18 protein-coding genes are annotated in these 15,978 nt (G+C 61.1%); 4 read left to right on the top strand and 14 right to left on the bottom strand.

Features of this window, described 5'->3' with window-relative positions:
• Nucleotides 1-189 precede the first annotated feature (189 nt).
• Complete coding sequence (locus tag LCH65_RS04640) at nt 190-489, top strand: hypothetical protein (protein ID WP_003369678.1); 300 nt, start codon at nt 190-192, stop codon at nt 487-489.
• An 85-nt stretch (nt 490-574) separates the two neighbouring features.
• On the opposite strand, the gene LCH65_RS26205 is transcribed toward LCH65_RS04640, so the two are convergent.
• Together LCH65_RS26205 and rmuC are read right to left on the bottom strand one after the other, a co-directional pair.
• A complete protein-coding gene (locus tag LCH65_RS26205; protein ID WP_003418154.1) occupies nt 575-697 on the bottom strand; it encodes a PA1414 family protein in 123 nt (40 codons plus the stop codon).
• Between the two features lie 199 nt (nt 698-896).
• The gene (rmuC, locus tag LCH65_RS04635; RefSeq protein WP_161429162.1) at nt 897-2,261 is read right to left on the bottom strand and encodes a DNA recombination protein RmuC; all 1,365 of its coding nucleotides are present in this window, start codon (nt 2,259-2,261) and stop codon (nt 897-899) included.
• A 752-nt stretch (nt 2,262-3,013) separates the two neighbouring features.
• Here rmuC and LCH65_RS04630 point away from each other — a divergent pair.
• From LCH65_RS04630 to LCH65_RS04620, 3 genes are all read left to right on the top strand, one after another.
• Nucleotides 3,014-3,319, top strand: a complete 306-nt coding sequence (locus tag LCH65_RS04630) for a hypothetical protein (RefSeq protein ID WP_003369674.1) — start codon at nt 3,014-3,016, stop codon at nt 3,317-3,319.
• A gap of 481 nt (nt 3,320-3,800) precedes the next feature.
• Complete coding sequence (locus tag LCH65_RS04625; protein ID WP_002554588.1) at nt 3,801-4,019, top strand: hypothetical protein; 219 nt, start codon at nt 3,801-3,803, stop codon at nt 4,017-4,019.
• 250 nt (nt 4,020-4,269) lie between these two features.
• Nucleotides 4,270-5,544, top strand: coding sequence for an outer membrane protein transport protein (locus tag LCH65_RS04620; protein WP_164989759.1), 1,275 nt, complete (start codon nt 4,270-4,272; stop codon nt 5,542-5,544).
• Between the two features lie 213 nt (nt 5,545-5,757).
• Here the strand turns inward: LCH65_RS04620 and LCH65_RS04615 are convergent, their stop codons facing one another.
• The 12 genes from LCH65_RS04615 to LCH65_RS04565 all read right to left on the bottom strand — a co-directional run bounded on the left by LCH65_RS04615 (nt 5,758) and on the right by LCH65_RS04565 (nt 15,971).
• Nucleotides 5,758-6,309, bottom strand: coding sequence for a glutathione peroxidase (locus LCH65_RS04615; RefSeq protein ID WP_003369669.1), 552 nt, complete (start codon nt 6,307-6,309; stop codon nt 5,758-5,760).
• Between the two features lie 61 nt (nt 6,310-6,370).
• Nucleotides 6,371-6,493, bottom strand: coding sequence for a hypothetical protein (locus LCH65_RS26200; protein WP_003369667.1), 123 nt, complete (start codon nt 6,491-6,493; stop codon nt 6,371-6,373).
• Entirely contained in the window at nt 6,490-7,689 is a 1,200-nt protein-coding gene (locus LCH65_RS04610; RefSeq protein WP_161420714.1) for an MFS transporter, read from the bottom strand. The genes LCH65_RS26200 and LCH65_RS04610 overlap by 4 nt, the downstream gene beginning before the upstream one ends.
• Nucleotides 7,690-7,796: 107 nt before the next feature.
• Nucleotides 7,797-8,528: an adenosylcobinamide-GDP ribazoletransferase gene (locus LCH65_RS04605; protein WP_044309731.1), complete on the bottom strand. Its 732-nt coding sequence runs from the start codon at nt 8,526-8,528 to the stop codon at nt 7,797-7,799.
• 1 nt (nt 8,529) lies between these two features.
• Nucleotides 8,530-9,102 (bottom strand): alpha-ribazole phosphatase family protein, encoded by a 573-nt coding sequence (gene cobC / locus LCH65_RS04600; RefSeq protein ID WP_074808936.1) that lies wholly within the window; start codon nt 9,100-9,102, stop codon nt 8,530-8,532.
• On the bottom strand, nt 9,099-10,151 hold the full coding sequence (cobT, locus tag LCH65_RS04595) for a nicotinate-nucleotide--dimethylbenzimidazole phosphoribosyltransferase (protein WP_058397281.1): 1,053 nt from the start codon (nt 10,149-10,151) through the stop codon (nt 9,099-9,101). The genes cobC and cobT overlap by 4 nt, the downstream gene beginning before the upstream one ends.
• Nucleotides 10,148-10,669 (bottom strand): bifunctional adenosylcobinamide kinase/adenosylcobinamide-phosphate guanylyltransferase, encoded by a 522-nt coding sequence (cobU, locus tag LCH65_RS04590; RefSeq protein ID WP_226439195.1) that lies wholly within the window; start codon nt 10,667-10,669, stop codon nt 10,148-10,150. Before cobU ends, cobT begins: the two co-directional genes overlap by 4 nt.
• Complete coding sequence (locus tag LCH65_RS04585; protein WP_096128217.1) at nt 10,670-12,130, bottom strand: cobyric acid synthase; 1,461 nt, start codon at nt 12,128-12,130, stop codon at nt 10,670-10,672. It lies immediately after the preceding gene.
• Nucleotides 12,127-13,131 (bottom strand): threonine-phosphate decarboxylase CobD, encoded by a 1,005-nt coding sequence (gene cobD / locus LCH65_RS04580; protein WP_058397284.1) that lies wholly within the window; start codon nt 13,129-13,131, stop codon nt 12,127-12,129. Before cobD ends, LCH65_RS04585 begins: the two co-directional genes overlap by 4 nt.
• The gene (cbiB, locus tag LCH65_RS04575; RefSeq protein WP_003369648.1) at nt 13,124-14,032 is read right to left on the bottom strand and encodes an adenosylcobinamide-phosphate synthase CbiB; all 909 of its coding nucleotides are present in this window, start codon (nt 14,030-14,032) and stop codon (nt 13,124-13,126) included. The genes cobD and cbiB overlap by 8 nt, the downstream gene beginning before the upstream one ends.
• Nucleotides 14,029-14,679: a 5,6-dimethylbenzimidazole synthase gene (bluB, locus tag LCH65_RS04570; protein ID WP_058397285.1), complete on the bottom strand. Its 651-nt coding sequence runs from the start codon at nt 14,677-14,679 to the stop codon at nt 14,029-14,031. The genes cbiB and bluB overlap by 4 nt, the downstream gene beginning before the upstream one ends.
• Entirely contained in the window at nt 14,676-15,971 is a 1,296-nt protein-coding gene (locus LCH65_RS04565; RefSeq protein ID WP_226439194.1) for a cobyrinate a,c-diamide synthase, read from the bottom strand. Before LCH65_RS04565 ends, bluB begins: the two co-directional genes overlap by 4 nt.
• Between the last annotated feature and the right edge of the window lie 7 nt (nt 15,972-15,978).

Genomic DNA, 15,978 nt, shown 5'->3' with positions numbered 1-15,978 from the left:
GCTGCACAGCACAACGAATCAGCGTTGCCACCAACCGCCTGTCGAACAGCCCTGCATTTTAAACAAATCGGCACCATAACGGCGGGGCAATCCACAGCCGCAACGGCGATTTGAGCTAGCCTCATGGATCTGGGCTGGATAAATGAAGTACGCCTGTTGTATCTGACAAGATCCACATCAGGGGCTTTCATGAATCGCGAAGAGATCAGGCAAAAGGTATTCAACGCTCTAGGCATCATTCTAGTGGACAAGAGCGCGATTCAGGATGACGCCACGCTCGCCGATCTGGCCCTTGATGACGATGATATCGAGCTGTTTTTCCTCGAACTGAAGGAAGCCCTCGGCTTCACACTCACGGAAACCATCAGGACAGCGGTGATCGCCAGCCCCGGACAGTTTGCGTTGCACAGGATCATAGGACTGATTTTATTGCAGGAGACGGAAAAGGGCTCGATAGAGCCGAAGAACGAGCCCGGGCATCAGCATTAGCGCCGGCTCTTGTATCGGGACGCCCTGTGCGCCCCGACGAAACTCAACATGCGCACTACCCTGTGGCCAGGATCAGGCGAGAAGCTTACCGGCGTTGACGGCGACGATCGTCATCGGCACGAACCGGAATGGGTTGCAGTTTTGGGCGTTCTATCAGACCCAGTGCAACGCCTACATCGTGGAGCCATTCTTGCAGTTTGCTATTCATAGAGCCCCCTTGAGGGAAATACCCGGCAGTCAATCCGTACTCATCACTCACTAGAGATCATAGAAGCAAATGAACTGTTAGCCGAGTGCAACGAGAAACAATTTTCCCGATGGAGCCAATGTGACATTTGTGCAGGATCGCTTCTAGTCTTTGCGACGGACGGCCTGTTACTGAACATTACGCCGACGATTCGAGCAGCTCAGTCCGGCGGGCTGATCAGGCCATCATTATCGGTCATCGCCCGCTCCAGTAAATCGGCGGGCAGACTCTTGCTGGCCCGCGCACCGAGCAGTTTGAGTTGTTCGCTGCGGCTGATCAGGTTACCGCGCCCTTCGGTGAGCTTGTTGCGCGCTGCCGAATAGGCCTTATCCAGCTGTTGCAGGCGGTTGCCTACCTCATCCAGATCCTGAATGAACAATACGAACTTGTCGTATAGCCAGCCTGCCCGCTCGGCGATCTCACGGGCGTTCTGGCTCTGACGCTCCTGCTTCCACAAGCTGTCAATCACCCGCAACGTGGCCAGCAGGGTCGTGGGGCTGACAATCACGATGTTGCGGTCGAAGGCTTCCTGAAACAGATTCGGCTCGGCCTGCAAGGCGGCAGAAAAAGCCGCTTCGATCGGCACGAAAAGCAGAACGAAATCCAGACTGTGAAGCCCTTCTAGACGCTTGTAATCCTTGCCCGACAAGCCTTTGACATGGTTACGCAACGACAGTACGTGCTGCTTCAGCGCAGCCTGTCCAATCACCTCGTCATCGGCAGACACATATTGCTGGTAGGCCGTCAGGCTGACCTTGGCGTCGACCACCACCTGCTTGTCGCCCGGCAACATGATCAGCACGTCAGGCTGAAAGCGCTCACCGTCCGGCCCCTTGAGGCTGATTTGCGTCTGGTACTCACGGCCCTTTTCAAGCCCGGCATGCTCCAGCACGCGTTCCAGGATCAACTCGCCCCAGTTGCCCTGGGTCTTCTGCCCCTTCAAGGCGCGTGTCAGGTTGGTCGCCTCATCACTCAAACGCTGATTCAACTGCTGCAGACGTTCCAGCTCCTTGGCCAGGGAGAAGCGTTCGCGCGCTTCGTTCTGGTAACTTTCCTCGACACGCTTTTCGAACGACTGGATACGTTCCTTGAGCGGCGTGAGCAATTGGCCCAACTGCTGCTGGCTGGTCTCGGCGAAGCGCTGCTCGCGCTCATCGAAAATCTTGCCCGCCAGTTCGGCGAACTGCGCGCGCAGTTCATCCCGGGAACCCTGCAAATCGTTCAGGCGCTGCTGATGGCCATCCTGCTGTTCGCGCAACTCAGCGTTAAGCGCGGCACACTGCGCATCAAGACGGCGCAACTCCGCCTCTCTGGCGGCACGTTCATGATTCCAGTCCTGCGCCGTTTCGCGCGCGTTATCGCTTTCCTGGCGCAGCAACTCGACCTCGCGGCGCAATGCCGCAAGGTCAGCCTGCTTGGCCGCATTGGCCTGACTGAGGTCGCTGACCTCGTCACGGCACGCATCCAGCTGGGCATTGAGACCCTCCTGCGCCATTTGCGCCATGCTCAGACGCTCGTCGAGCAGGGCGCTCTCAGCCTGGCGAGCGGCCAGACGGCGCTGCAAATGCCAGAGCAGGCCCAGCAAGGGCAATGCTGCTGCGCCAAGCCCCAGTAACAGGCTGTTCAGGTCCAGTGCCATAAAGACTCCATGCGGGCTGAATAATAAGGGCCAGCGGCAGTTTGGGTAGAGCGTGATAGTGCAGCAGAAACATCGTCTCGGGTGAGACGGGATCAACAGGCGGGGGTAAATCGGGGGAACGGATTGTACGCGTTTTCAGCGCGGCACACAGCCCCTATTAGGGGGACATTTTGCGCGGGACAATCCACAGAAGCTGTGGATAACTCAGTGGACAACCCCCCTTTAACTTCCGCAAACGCAAGCAGCATGGGGCCTGCGCTCAAACTGACGATTTTTTCACCAGCTAAAAAAAACGATGTTTTTCATTGACTTAATAATTCACCATCATAAATCAAACCCTTAGCTTCGGTTGTGACAGTGATGTGGCAGCTTGTGCCGCTAATGTGCACAACTCATGAGCATGCCCCTTTTTCATCATTTCACGCGTCATGTAATGTTTGCTCAATTGCAACGTATTCTCAATGAATACAAGGCTTTCAGCAGGTTTTCAGGTGCTGGATCGACAGGGCTGACGACGCATTTCGAGCATTATTCGGGGCGATGAAAGCGACGCAGGCGACAAATTGCACAACCCGCGGTCCAAGCACTGGCAAAAATGCACCTCACCCTAATTCACCAACGATTCAGTGAAGGAATCCATGAAGGAGATCGCCAGGTTCTTCCTGCTGTTGTTGGCCGTCTGCCTCGTCGCCCTGGCAGTCAGTATCGTACTGCCACCCCCGGACGGCGGCGTGTTCGCCTACAGCGTGCTGCTGTCGGCGATTGCCCTGATGCTGATCATCTGCAGCGATCTGAGCAACGGGCGTATCAACGCGACAGGCGATATCATGCGCGCCATCGAAAGCCGCAGGTCACTACGGCTGACCGTAGCCGCCTACCTGCTGGGCTGCTCGATGGTTGCATCGGTTACTGTACTGATCTATCGACTGGTCGGGCACTGGTGAAGATTCATTCACTGCCACTTGCAATGTTTCGATGAGGCGGGTAATATCGCCGCCGTTAGTACCAAGCTGAAAATCAATTCCGGTCGACAAGTCCCCCGACAGACACTCCTCCATGCGACGAGAATGTTGGCAACAAGGGATCGACCACCTCGATGGTTTCCAGACATGAACCTCTCGCGCTGATGCACCATTTGGGGTGACAGTGCAGTTATGGCTCTCATGGTCTGCTTCAACCAGCCTGCAATTGATCAGGATCTTCACCCGGAGCGTAGAACCTTTGCTCCTGTTGTGTTGCCTGCCCTCCTAAGTACCTACCGGTCAGCCAGAGCGCCATACGATAAAGCGCGCTTCAACTGCCTGTCTTTGTTCCAGTCAGGTTCTCCGCCCAGCCAGGCTTTTGTATCAAATGTCGGCCCGCGTTTACTGGAATCTTTATTTTTGCACGGTATTGTTCCGTGTTGCTTCAGGAAACACCTTGAATATGAATACTCAGACTCAACATGCAATTCACACATTGACCAATGCTTTTGCCCCGATGAACTGCCTGATCATGGCCGCTCGCAAAGGCTGCTTCAGCTTCACCATCGTCAATGAACACGGCATCGCCCGCCACAGCGAACGCCTGTACCCCGATCAGTACGCCAGCGCCGAGCCGCTGCAGGCCGTGATCGAGCGTACCCGTCAGGCCCTCATCGCCTGACGAAAACGCTGCACCGCAAGCCGAAAGCCCCGCACTGCAAAGGCGGGGCTTTTTTTATGCGCGCTTTGTATCGTCTGCATCACACAATGCCTGCAGCACTGGAACTTGCTCTAAATTGCAATTCCTACTCCCTTGATGGGATTGTCCTACAAGAATAGCTCTAAATCGGGCTCCTCAGCCTATAGCGCGCCGTCGAAAATGTTGGTAATTTTCGACCGGTGAACAACAAGGAGTTCTAATAATGAAAATAATGACAAAAGCACTGAACCGGACAACGCTTGGACTCGCACTGGGTCTGGCCTCTTCTCAACTGCTCGCTGCCGGCTTTGCCCTCAACGAACAAAGCATCAGCGGCATGGGCACCGGCTTTGCAGGTCGCTCCTCGTCAGCCGATGACGCAAGCACCGTATTCGGCAACCCTGCCGGTATGTCCCGCATCAAACGCGAACAAATCAGCGTCGGCGCAGCTGCCGTGATCGCCAAGACCGACATCGACAACGGTCGTGGCACATTTGGCGGCAGCAACGACGGCGATATGGTTCCGGTGGTCGGCGTACCCATGGGCTACTACGTCAAACCAATCGATGATCACTGGGCATTTGGTCTGGGCGTGTACGTACCGTTCGGCCTGGTCACTGATTACGAAAAAGGCTTCGCTGGCCGCTATTTTGGCGACAAGAGTCACGTCCAGGTCGTGACCTTCCAGCCGACCGTCAGCTATGCATTCAACGACAAGGTCTCCATCGGTTTCGGCCCGACGATCAACCGTATCGACGGCGAGCTGACCTCTGCGACCCTGAATACTGGCTCGCTTGGCCGTAACGACGGCAAGGTGAAGATCGAAGGCGATGACACCGCAGTCGGCTTCAATGCCGGCATTCTGGTCCAGGCTACCGACACCACCCGCCTGGGCCTGACTTACCACTCCAAGGTCGATTACAAGCTCAAGGGCAAGACCAAGATCGAAGGTTCGGGCTTTGGTCCGTTCGGCGGTCAGAAGTATGACGCTTCGCTGGACATCTCCACGCCTGAGTCCGTGGACTTCTCCATCACCCAGCAGATCGACGAGAACTGGACGGTCTACGCCGGCAGTACCTGGACTCGCTGGAGCCGCCTGCAAGACATCACCGTCAACAACGATGGCGTCCCTGCCCTGCTGGGCGGTTCCGCAGGCCCAATCGGCACCATCACCGAAGAACAGAACTGGCACGACACCTGGGCACACGCCATCGGTGCGTCGTATAAGGTCAATAAAGAGTGGACGCTGCGCACCGGCTTCTCCGTTGATCAGTCGCCGACCAACAACGTCAACCGCTCCCCACGCATCCCGACCGGCGATCGCAAGATCATCAGCTTCGGTGCAGGCTGGAGCCCGACCGACGACCTGACCATCGACGTGGCGTACTCGTACCTGCGTGAAGACGAAACCAAGATCCGCGACAGCAGCCCGTCTAAAGGCTCGTACAGCGCCGACTACCGCAACACCGCTCACGGCCTGGGCACTTCGGTTACCTATCGCTTCTGATAGCAACTGCCAGGCTGAAAAAAAGCCCGCAACCAGTGATGGTTGCGGGCTTTTTTATTGCGTACCTGGAGCGCTCAGACCTGCATTGATTGACTAGCGTGCCGATGCTCCACGTCGGCATGCAGTTCTGGACGCTCTGCGTCCTCTTTGTGGCACTCCGCGTCACACAAGGGTGGTCGATTCAAACAAGACTCAAACCGCCCTTTTTTGCCCCTAAGGCTTCGACGCAATCGCCTTCTCAATGGCTGCGATCAGCTCCGGATCATCCGGCTTGGTCATGCTGGAGAAGTTGGCGATGACCTTGCCCTGGCGATCAACCACGTATTTGTAAAAGTTCCAGCGCGGCGCACTGCTCTGCTCGGCCAGCACCTTGAACAAGTGGGTCGCATCGTCACCGCGTACCGCCTGCGGCTCGGTCATGGTGAAGGTCACGCCATAGTTGACGTAGCAGACCTTGGCGGTCTCCTCACCATCCTTGGCTTCCTGTTTGAAATCATTGGACGGCACGCCCAACACCTCGAGCCCCTGCCCCTTGTAGCGCTGACTCAGCTCTTCAAGACCTTTGAACTGCGGGGCGAAGCCGCAGAAGCTGGCAGTATTGACCACCACCAGCGGCTTGCCGGCGAAGCGTTTGCACAGGTCGATGTTTTCCTTGGCGCGCAGCTTGGGCAATTCGCCTTGCAGCAATGGCGGGCAGTCGGCAGCCATCGCTGCACCGCTCACGGCCAGCAACAAAAGAGGGATCGAAAGAAAGCGAATGTTCATCATGGCGGCCCTGAATATTGTTGTCGTCTGCCGACACGCTACCCCATGCCGGAGCGTCTGCCTAGCAAGCGCCCATTCCCAATTGCAGAGCGGCCAGCCCGACATGCTGCCAGGCCCACCAGAGCAATCCCAGCACCACCGCGCCCACCAGCAGTGCCATCAGCAAAGGCCATCGCCGACTCATGCCAGACTGCCCTGCGCCTGCAAGCGCGCCACCGGGCGCTCGCGCACCGGCCAATTGAGCGCCGCCGCGAGCAGACTCAGCAGGATCGAGACTTGCCAGATCAGGTCGTAGCTGCCGGTGCGGTCATACACCAGCCCGCCCAGCCAGCCACCGAGGAAGGCGCCCAACTGGTGAAACAGAAAGACGATGCCGCCCAGCATCGACAGGTTACGCACACCGAACAGTGTCGCAACCGTACCGTTGGTCAGCGGCACGGTCGACAGCCACAGCAAGCCCATCGCCACGCCGAACAGATACGCCGTGGTCTGACTCAAGGGTATCCAGAGAAACAGCACGATCACCACCGCGCGCAACAGGTAAAGCACAGTCAGCAGCCGGGGTTTGGACATGCGCCCGCCCAGCCAGCCTGCGGTATAGGTGCCGAAGATATTGAACAGGCCAATCAGGGCCAGCACTGTAGTGCCAACCTTGGCGGGCAAGTGCTGATCCACCAGGTAGGCCGGTAAGTGCACGCCAATGAAGACCACTTGAAAACCGCAGACAAAGAACCCCAGCGCCAACAGCCAGAACCCCGAATGCGAGCACGCCTCGCGCAGCGCCTCGCCGAGGGTCAGTTCGACGCCGGTGGATACACTCGGCGTATCCTTGAGCATGCCCACCAGAGGCAGGATCAACGCCACCATCACACCCAGCACCAGCAAGGCGCCGGACCAGCCCAGCCAGCTGATCAAACCCAATGTACCGGGCAGCATGGCGAACTGACCGAATGAGCCGGCGGCGCTGGCGATCCCCATGCCCATACTGCGTTTTTCCGCAGGCAGCGCACGCCCCACAACACCCAGGATGACCGAAAACGATGTGCCGGACAGACCGATACCGATCAGCAGACCGGCGCTCAATGAAAGGCTGAGGGAAGAATCGGCGGTACTCATACACAGCAGACCTGCTGCATACAGCACACCGCCGACGAAGACGACTTTCGCCGCCCCGAATCGATCTGCCAGCGCCCCGGCGAAGGGCTGCGCCAGGCCCCACATCAGATTCTGCAGGGCGATGGCAAAGGCAAAGACTTCACGCCCCCAGCCAAACTCGGCACTCATGGGTGCCAGAAACAGACCGAAGCCGTGCCGCGTACCCAGCGAAAGCGCAAGAATCAACGCACTGCCCAGCAGAACCCAGCCACTGGTACGCCAGATCGATGTCATGGTTAAGCTCCCTGCGCTTTGTGTTACATGGTTTGACCCGCGATTCGCGAAGCTACGCGCTGCCGGTAAAAGCTGTCAACAAAGCGTTGTGCAGGGTCTCAAAGCAGCGCCAGCGTCAGCAGCACCGCCAATTCCAGCAGCTCGAGCAATGCCCCGGCCGTATCGCCGGTGCAGCCGCCCAGACGGCGCATCATCAACTGTCGCAGCCAGAAGAAACAAACGGCGCAGACCAGCAATACAGCTACCCCTGACCAGCCGGCGAGCAGCACGCACGCAATGGCAGTGGCGGCCAAAACCTTGCGTCCAGGGCCACGCGGCAGGTGATCGGCGAGCGCCTGCCCCAATCCCCCGGAACGTACATACGGCGTTCCCAGAAACAGCCCAAGCATGGCCGCGCGCCCGATCACCGGCGCCAACAGCAGCCAGACACTGGCATGGCTCTCGATCAGCGCCAGAATCGCAGCAAACTTGAGCAGCAGCACCAGGACCAGCGTGACCACGGCGATAGGCCCGCTGCGTGGGTCCTTCATGATCTTCAAGGTGCGTTCACGGTCACCGAAGCCGCCCAGCCAGGCGTCAGCACTGTCGGCCAGACCGTCCAGATGCAGGCCGCCGCTGAGCAATACCCAGGCACTGAGTACCAGCGCGGCGTGCAGCATGAGCGGCGTACCACTGAGCAAGGTGTTGAAGCCCAGCAGCAGCGTGCCGAACACCGCCCCGACCAACGGGTAGTACAGCAAGGAGCGTCCTAGCTCTTCAGGGCGCGGCATGCCCGGCAGTCTGATCGGCAGGCTGCCGAGAAATTGCAGGGCGATCCAGAACGGCAGCATCTCAGATCTCCGTGAGTACGCGATCAGCAGCGACCTGAATCGACAACAGCGCGCCATGCCCGACCACCACCTGCAACAGTTGCTCACGCGGCAAACCACGCGCCTGCGCCACCAGCAAGCGCATGACACCGCCATGACTGACCAGCAACACGCGCTCACCGGCGTAAGCCTGATGCAGACGCTCAATGGCACTCAATACCCGGTTCGAGAAATCCAGCACCGGCTCGCCGTTGGGGGGTGTGAACGCGTAGGGGTCCGCCCAGAACAGACCCAGGCCCTGCGCATCGGTTTCCATGAGTTGCGCAGGGCTGTGCCCTTCCCAGTCGCCGAAATGCAGCTCCTGCAAACCTGGCTCCAGGTGCAGAGGCAACGACAAGCGCTGCGCCAGCTCTTCGGAGAAACGTGCGCAACGTTGCAGCGGCGAGCTGACAATCCGCGTCCAAGGGCCGCCATCGACCACCGCCGCACGCATCTGCTGCCAGCCAGACTCGGTCAGCGCGTCGTCGAGACTGCCGCGCAGGCCGCCGCCCAGTTCGGTTTCGCCGTGCCGCAACAGGTCCAGGTGTAAGGTCATGCGGGGCGATCCGCCACAGCCGCTTCGGCAAACGTCGCCATGCCGCTGTGCAGCTCGCACGCCAGGCGTACCAGCGGCACAGCCAGTGCGGCACCGCTGCCCTCGCCCAGACGCAAACCGAGGTCCAGCAGCGGTTCGGCCTGCAGCGTTTCCAGCAGATGCCGATGGCCCGGTTCGGCGCCCCGATGACCGAACAACAGCCAGTTGCGGCAGGAAGGATTCAGGCGCACCGCTACCAGCGCGGCCGCGCTGCAAATGAAACCGTCGACCAGTACCGCAATACCTTCCTGCGCGCAGGCCAGGTACGCACCGGTCAGCGCGGCGATTTCGAAGCCGCCCAGGCAGAACAGGCTGTTCAACGGGTCTCCCGCCTGATCGGCGTGCAATGCCAGTGCGCGCTCGATGACATGAGTCTTGTGCTGAATGCCCTCGGCGTTCAGCCCGGTACCGGGTCCGACCAGCAACGGCGCAGCGCACTCCAGCAACGAGCAGGCGACTGCGCTGGCGGCTGTGGTGTTGCCGATGCCCATCTCGCCGCCGATGAACAGTTCAGTGCCGACAGCCTTGGCGCGCAATACGCTGTCACGCCCGGCCTGCAGGGCAGCGAGCCCCTGCTCGACACTCATGGCCGGCCCGTAGGCAAAATTGGCGGTGCCCGCGCCAATGCGCAGATGGCGCACCCCGGGCAAATCCATTGGCGACACAGTGCCCAGATCGACCACGTCCAGTTGCGCGGAGAGCTGACGCGCCAGCACGCTGATCGCGGCGCCGCCGTTGACGAAGTTGTGCAGCATCTGCCCGGTGACTTCCTGTGGATACGCCGACACACCTTCAGCGACGACACCATGATCAGCGGCAAAAATCGCGATCCACAGTTGATCGGCGGCCGGACGCTCACGCCCTTGCAAACCGGCCAGCTGTACCGCCAGGCGCTCCAGTTGCGCCAGCGAACCGGCGGGTTTGGTCAGTTGCTGCTGACGGGCCAGTGCCGCCTCGCGCATCGGTACATCAATGGCCTGTGCAGGCTTGAGCCACCAGGAATTACTCATAGCGCGGTTCCTTTCAACGTCAGGGGCAAGCCGGCAACGGTCAACACGACACGCTGGCAACGCTCGGCCAGCGCCTGATGCAACAGGCCGGCTTCATCGACATAGCGACGGGTCATTTCGCCGAGCGGCACGACGCCAAGCCCGGTTTCGTTGCTGACAAAAATGATTTCACCCGGCAGCCCGGCAAGGCTGTCGAGCAGGGATTCACGTTCTTGAAGCAGGCGCTCGGGGTTGTCGAGCATCAACAGATTGGTCAGCCAGAGGGTCAGGCAATCGACTAGCAGGCAGCAATCGGGCGCCGCATTTTCGCGCAGCACCCGCGCCAGCTCGATCGGCTCTTCGACCAACCCCCAGTGCTCGGGACGGCGTGCGCGATGACTGGCAACACGCTGATTCATTTCGCCGTCCAGAGGCTGACTGGTGGCGATGTAGGTCACCTTCAGCGTGCTGTCGACGGCCAGTTTTTCCGCCAGGCGACTCTTGCCGGAACGCGCGCCGCCGAGGATCAATTGCAGCATTCAGTTCGCCTCCAGGCCACACAGTTCGCGAAGCAATGGGCCGTCCAAGTGTTTTTCCACCAAGTCCGCCAGACGTTCGATGTCGCGCTCGCGCAGGGCGTGATAGTCGACGGACTGCACGTTCGCCAACCCCGCCCAGCGCAGTAACGCGCTACAGGCCGCAGGTGATTCGAACAGGCCGTGCAGGTAAGTCCCGAGCACCTGCCCGTCGACACTCTGCGCGCCATCGCAACGCCCGTCGTCCAGTTGCACGGCAGCCTGCTCCAGCGCCGGCCCTGTCGTTACCCCGGCATGAATTTCGTAGCCGCTGACCTCGGCGTCTTCCAGGGTCAGACGACCGCGCACATTGCGCAGTTGCTTTTCCGCTTCCAGCACCGTGCTCATTGCCAGTAGGCCAAACCCGGCGCTGGACCCGGCTGCGCCTTCCAGCCCGAGAGGATCGTGCACCTGCTCACCGAGCATTTGCAGGCCGCCGCAGATCCCCATCAGCTTGCCGCCATAACGCAAATGCCGCTCGATGGCGGTGTCCCAGCCATTGTTGCGCAGGTAGTTCAGATCGCTGCGCACGCTTTTCGAGCCGGGCAGAATGATCAGGTCCGCAGGAGGAATCGCCTGGCCGGGACCGATGAACTGCAGATTGACCTGAGGGTGCAGGCGCAGCGGGTCGAAATCAGTGTGATTACTGATGCGAGGCAGCACCGGGACCACCACGTTCAGCACATGCTCGACCTTGTCGGTCTGGCGCTGGTCCAGGCCGTCTTCGGCTTCCAGGTGCAGGTCCATCACGTAGGGCAGCACGCCAACCACCGGCTTGCCGGTGCGTGCTTCCAGCCAGTCCAGGCCCGGCTGCAACAAGGCGATGTCACCGCGAAAACGGTTGATGATGAAACCCTTGACCCGCGCCTGCTCACTGGGCGACAGCAGCTCGAGGGTGCCGACCAGATGGGCAAACACCCCGCCACGATTGATATCGGCAATCAGCAGCACCGGGCAGTCGACCGCCTCGGCAAAGCCCATGTTGGCGATATCGTTGGCGCGCAGGTTGATCTCGGCCGGAGAACCCGCGCCCTCGACCACGATCACCGGGTAGCTTTCACCCAGGCGCCGATGCGATTCCAACACCGCCTGCATGGCGATCTCTTTGTAGCCGTGATAAGCCACCGCGTTCATGGTGGTCACTGCACGGCCGTGAATGATCACCTGCGCGCCCGTGTCACTGTTGGGCTTGAGCAGCACTGGGTTCATGTCGGTGTGCGGTTCGAGGTAGCACGCCTGCGCCTGCACGGCCTGCGCGCGGCCGATCTCGCCGCCGTCTGCAGTCACCGCGCTGTTGAGCGCCATGTTCTGCGGCTTGAACGGCACGACCTTGACGCCCTGACGAGTCAGCCAGCGGCACAGGGCCGTCACCAGAGTGCTTTTGCCGGCATCGGAGGTGGTGCCTTGTACCATCAGCGTGCTCATGGGTATTCCTTGCGGTATTCAAGCAGAACATCGTGCAGCCGCAGCCAGTCGGCCTCGTCGCGGGGCAGACCGAAACGCAGACTGGACGACTCGGAGGTGTCACCCTTGAACAGACGCAGCAGCACGCCGCGCCGCGCACAAAACTCATAGAGCGTCTGCGCCTCAGGGGTCACCAGCCATTGGAACAGCGCACAGCCGCCTTGCGGGGTCAGGGCGTAGCGGTCGAGCAACGCCACCAGCCGGTCGCGGGCCTGGTCACAGCGCTCACGTTGACGCGCCTGCCCCTGCTGATCACTGAGGCACACCTGACCGATGATCCGGGTTGGCCCACTGACCGACCAAGGGCCGATTTCCTGCGCCAGCATCCTCAACAGCACCGGCTCGGCCATGACAAAACCGAGCCTCACGCCAGCCAGGCCGAAAAACTTGCCAAACGAACGCAGGACGATCAGCCCGCTGCGCCCCGTTTCGGCCGCCAGGCTCATGCCCGGCGTGTTATCCATGAACGCTTCATCGACGACCAGCCAGCCACCGCGCTCGGCCAGTCGTGCATGCCACTCCAGCAAGCGCTCGGCGCTCAGGTGCAGACCGGTCGGGTTGTTGGGGTTGACCACTACCAGTATGTCCAGGCTGTCGAGGAAGTAGTCGACCTCCTGCTCACCCACCTCACGGACCACGAAACCGTTCTTGCGCCAGGCATGCGCGTGCTCTGCGTAGCAGGGCGACAGAACGCCAACTCGCCCTCCGCTGCGCACCCGCGGCAGTGCCTGAATCGCGGCCTGCGAACCAGACACCGGCAATAACCGGGACACACCGTAATACCTGCAGGCCGCCGCTTCCAGACCATCGTCGGTCTCGGGCAACCGCGCCCAGGCACGCGTCGGAATCTCCGGGATGGGCCACGACCAGGGCGCGATCCCGGTGGACAGGTCCAGCCAGTCGGCTAGCTGAATACCGTAATGCTGCGCCGCCGCTCGCAACCGCCCGCCGTGCTCAAGCATAAAATTCAGCCGCCACGCAGATGACCAGCAGCCATAACCAGACGCCGCGCTGCACCAGTTGCCAGCCGCGATCGATCGAGTCCGCGTCGGCAGGCGCACCCTCACCCAGTTGCGGACGCTGATGCAACTCGCCGTGGTAGATCGCCGCGCCACCCAGTTCGACACCCAGCGCGCCTGCGCCAGCGGCCATCACCGGACCGGCATTCGGACTGTCCCAGGCCGGAGCCTGTGTGCGCCAGCAACGCAGCGCCAGTCGGGTCTTGCCCAACAAGGCGTAAGTCAGTGCCACAAGACGTGCGGGAATATAGTTGAGCAGATCGTCGATCTTCGCCGCAGCCCAGCCAAAACGCTCAAAGCGCTCGTTACGATAGCCCCACATGGCGTCCAGCGTATTGCTCAGCCGGTACAGCACCACGCCGGGCGCACCGGCCACGACAAACCAGAACAACGCCGCGAACACCGCATCGCTGCCGTTCTCCAGCACCGACTCGGTGGCTGCGCGGGCGACTTCGGTAGCGTCCAGCTCAGTGGTCTGGCGACTGACCAGATAACCGACCCGCTGACGTGCTTCAACCAGATCATCACTGCGCAGCGCTTGCGCCACTGGCTGAACGTGCTCGCCCAGACTGCGCATGCCCAGCGCGCCATACAGCGCCAGAATCTCGAACAGCCAGCCCACGCCAGGCAACCAGCTCAGCAGCGTGGCCAGCAGCGTCAGCGGCACAACGGTGATGACCCAGGCGGTAACGCCGTGACTGCGCCAGCCACGGCCGCCACTGTTGAAACGCTGCTCGACCCGATTGGCGAAGTTGCCGAACGCCACCAGCGGATGCCATCGTTTTGGCTCACCGAGCAGCGCATCCAGCGCGACCCCGGCGACGCTCAACAGCGCCACACTCATTGATTCACTCCCCATTGATTCTCGTACAGCAGCTCGTGCAGCGGACGCGCCTGCGCCCAGCCTTCCATCACCAGCATTGGCGCAGGATAGAATTCCTTGACCGGTCCCAGGCAAATGATCGCCAGCGGCTTCGCGCCGTCAGGCATGCCCAGCAGTTCGGCCAATGCCTCGGGGTCGAACAGCGACACCCAGCCCATGCCCAGGCCTTCTGCACGCGATGCCAGCCACAGGTTCTGGATCGCGCAGGACAGCGATGCCATGTCCATTTCGGGCAAGGTGCGACGCCCGAAAATGTGTTGCTCACGCCCTTCCATCAGCGCGGCGACCAGCACTTCTGCGCAGTCGTTGATGCCTTCGACCTTGAGCTTCATGAACTCGTCGGTTCGCTCCCCCAGCGCCTCGGCGGTACGAATACGCTCCTCCTCCACCTGCGCCCGCATCCTGGCGCGCAATAGCGGGTCGCTGATGCGGATGAAGCGCCACGGTTGCATCAGCCCGACGCTGGGAGCCTGATGCGCGGCTTCGAGCACGCGCGCCAATAGCTCGGGCGCGACCGTACCACCGATGAAGTGGCGCATGTCGCGACGTTCGGCGATAGCGCGGTACACCGCAGCCCGCTCTTCGGGGCTGAACGCTTGCTCGGTCATGGTTTGAACAGCGCCGCAATCGCCCGGAGGCAGGAAGGAAAATAGAAATGCACGTAGGACGCGGTCAGACGACCCAAACGATAGACCGCTTCTGCGCCGCGCCCGCCATTGGGGCTGACGCCACGCGCAATCGGCTGCAGCTCGGTGCTGGTCAGCGAGTGGTGATAGGTATGACCGTGCAGCGTGCCCTCGGGCAGCTCGACGGCCTGCAAGGCCAGCGCCGCCAGACGCTTCTGCATGACCGCTTCACCGGACAGCAAGCCGACCAGTTCGGCGCGCACGCCCTCGACATCGGTCAGGGCTTCGAGCAAATAGAGCATGCCGCCGCACTCGGCAAGAATCGGCTTGCCGGCAATATGGTGAGCCCTGATCGAAGCCTGCATTGTGCCATTGGCGGCCAACGCCACGTGGTGCAGCTCCGGGTAGCCACCGGGCAGGTACAGGCTGTCGGCCTCGGGAAGCTCGCGATCATGGATTGGCGAGAAGAAACTCAGCTCGGCGCCCATGTTTCTCAGCAGTTCCAGGCTCGCGCCATACAGAAAGGCAAAGGCTTCATCGCGTGCGATGGCAATGCGTACGCCGCGCAGCAGCGGTTCGACATGAACCGGGTCGGGCGCCGTAAAGGTCACGGCCGGCGGCAAAGCCACTTCACAGGTGCTGGCCAGCGCCGCAGCAGCCATGTCCAGACGCACGTCCAGATCATTGAGCTCACTGGCCTGGACCAACCCCAGATGACGGCTGGGCAATTCGAAGCCGACTTCCCGGGACAGTGCGCCGTACCAGCGCAGGCCTTCGGTCAGGCTGTTCTCCAGCAACTGCGCATGGCGTACCGTGCCGACGCGATTGGCCAGCACGCCGGCGAACGGCAGATCAGGCTGATAGCGCGCCAGGCCCAGCGCCAGTGCGCCAAACGTCTGCGCCATGGCCGTGCCGTCGATCACACCGAGTACCGGCACGCCAAAATGCCGGGCCAGGTCGGCGCTCGACGGCGTGCCGTCGAACAGCCCCATGACCCCTTCGATCAGAATCAGGTCCGCCTCGTCAGCCGCCTCCCACAACAGGCGACGGCTTTCATCGGCACCGACCATCCACATGTCCAGTTGATAGACCGGCGCACCACTGGCCCGCTCGAGAATCATCGGGTCAAGAAAGTCCGGGCCGCACTTGAACACCCGGACCTTGCGCCCCTGGTTGCGGTGCAAGCGTGCCAGTGCAGCGGTCACCGTGGTTTTGCCTTGCCCGGAGGCAGGCGCAGCGATCAATACCGCCGGACAATCACGCGGGGCTCTCATTGCAATG

The organism is Pseudomonas sp. MWU16-30316, from assembly GCF_020515645.1.
GTDB classification, from domain to species: domain Bacteria; phylum Pseudomonadota; class Gammaproteobacteria; order Pseudomonadales; family Pseudomonadaceae; genus Aquipseudomonas; species Aquipseudomonas cerasi.
Note: the sequence above shows the minus strand (reverse complement) of the source record. Positions and strands in the feature narration are given on the sequence as shown.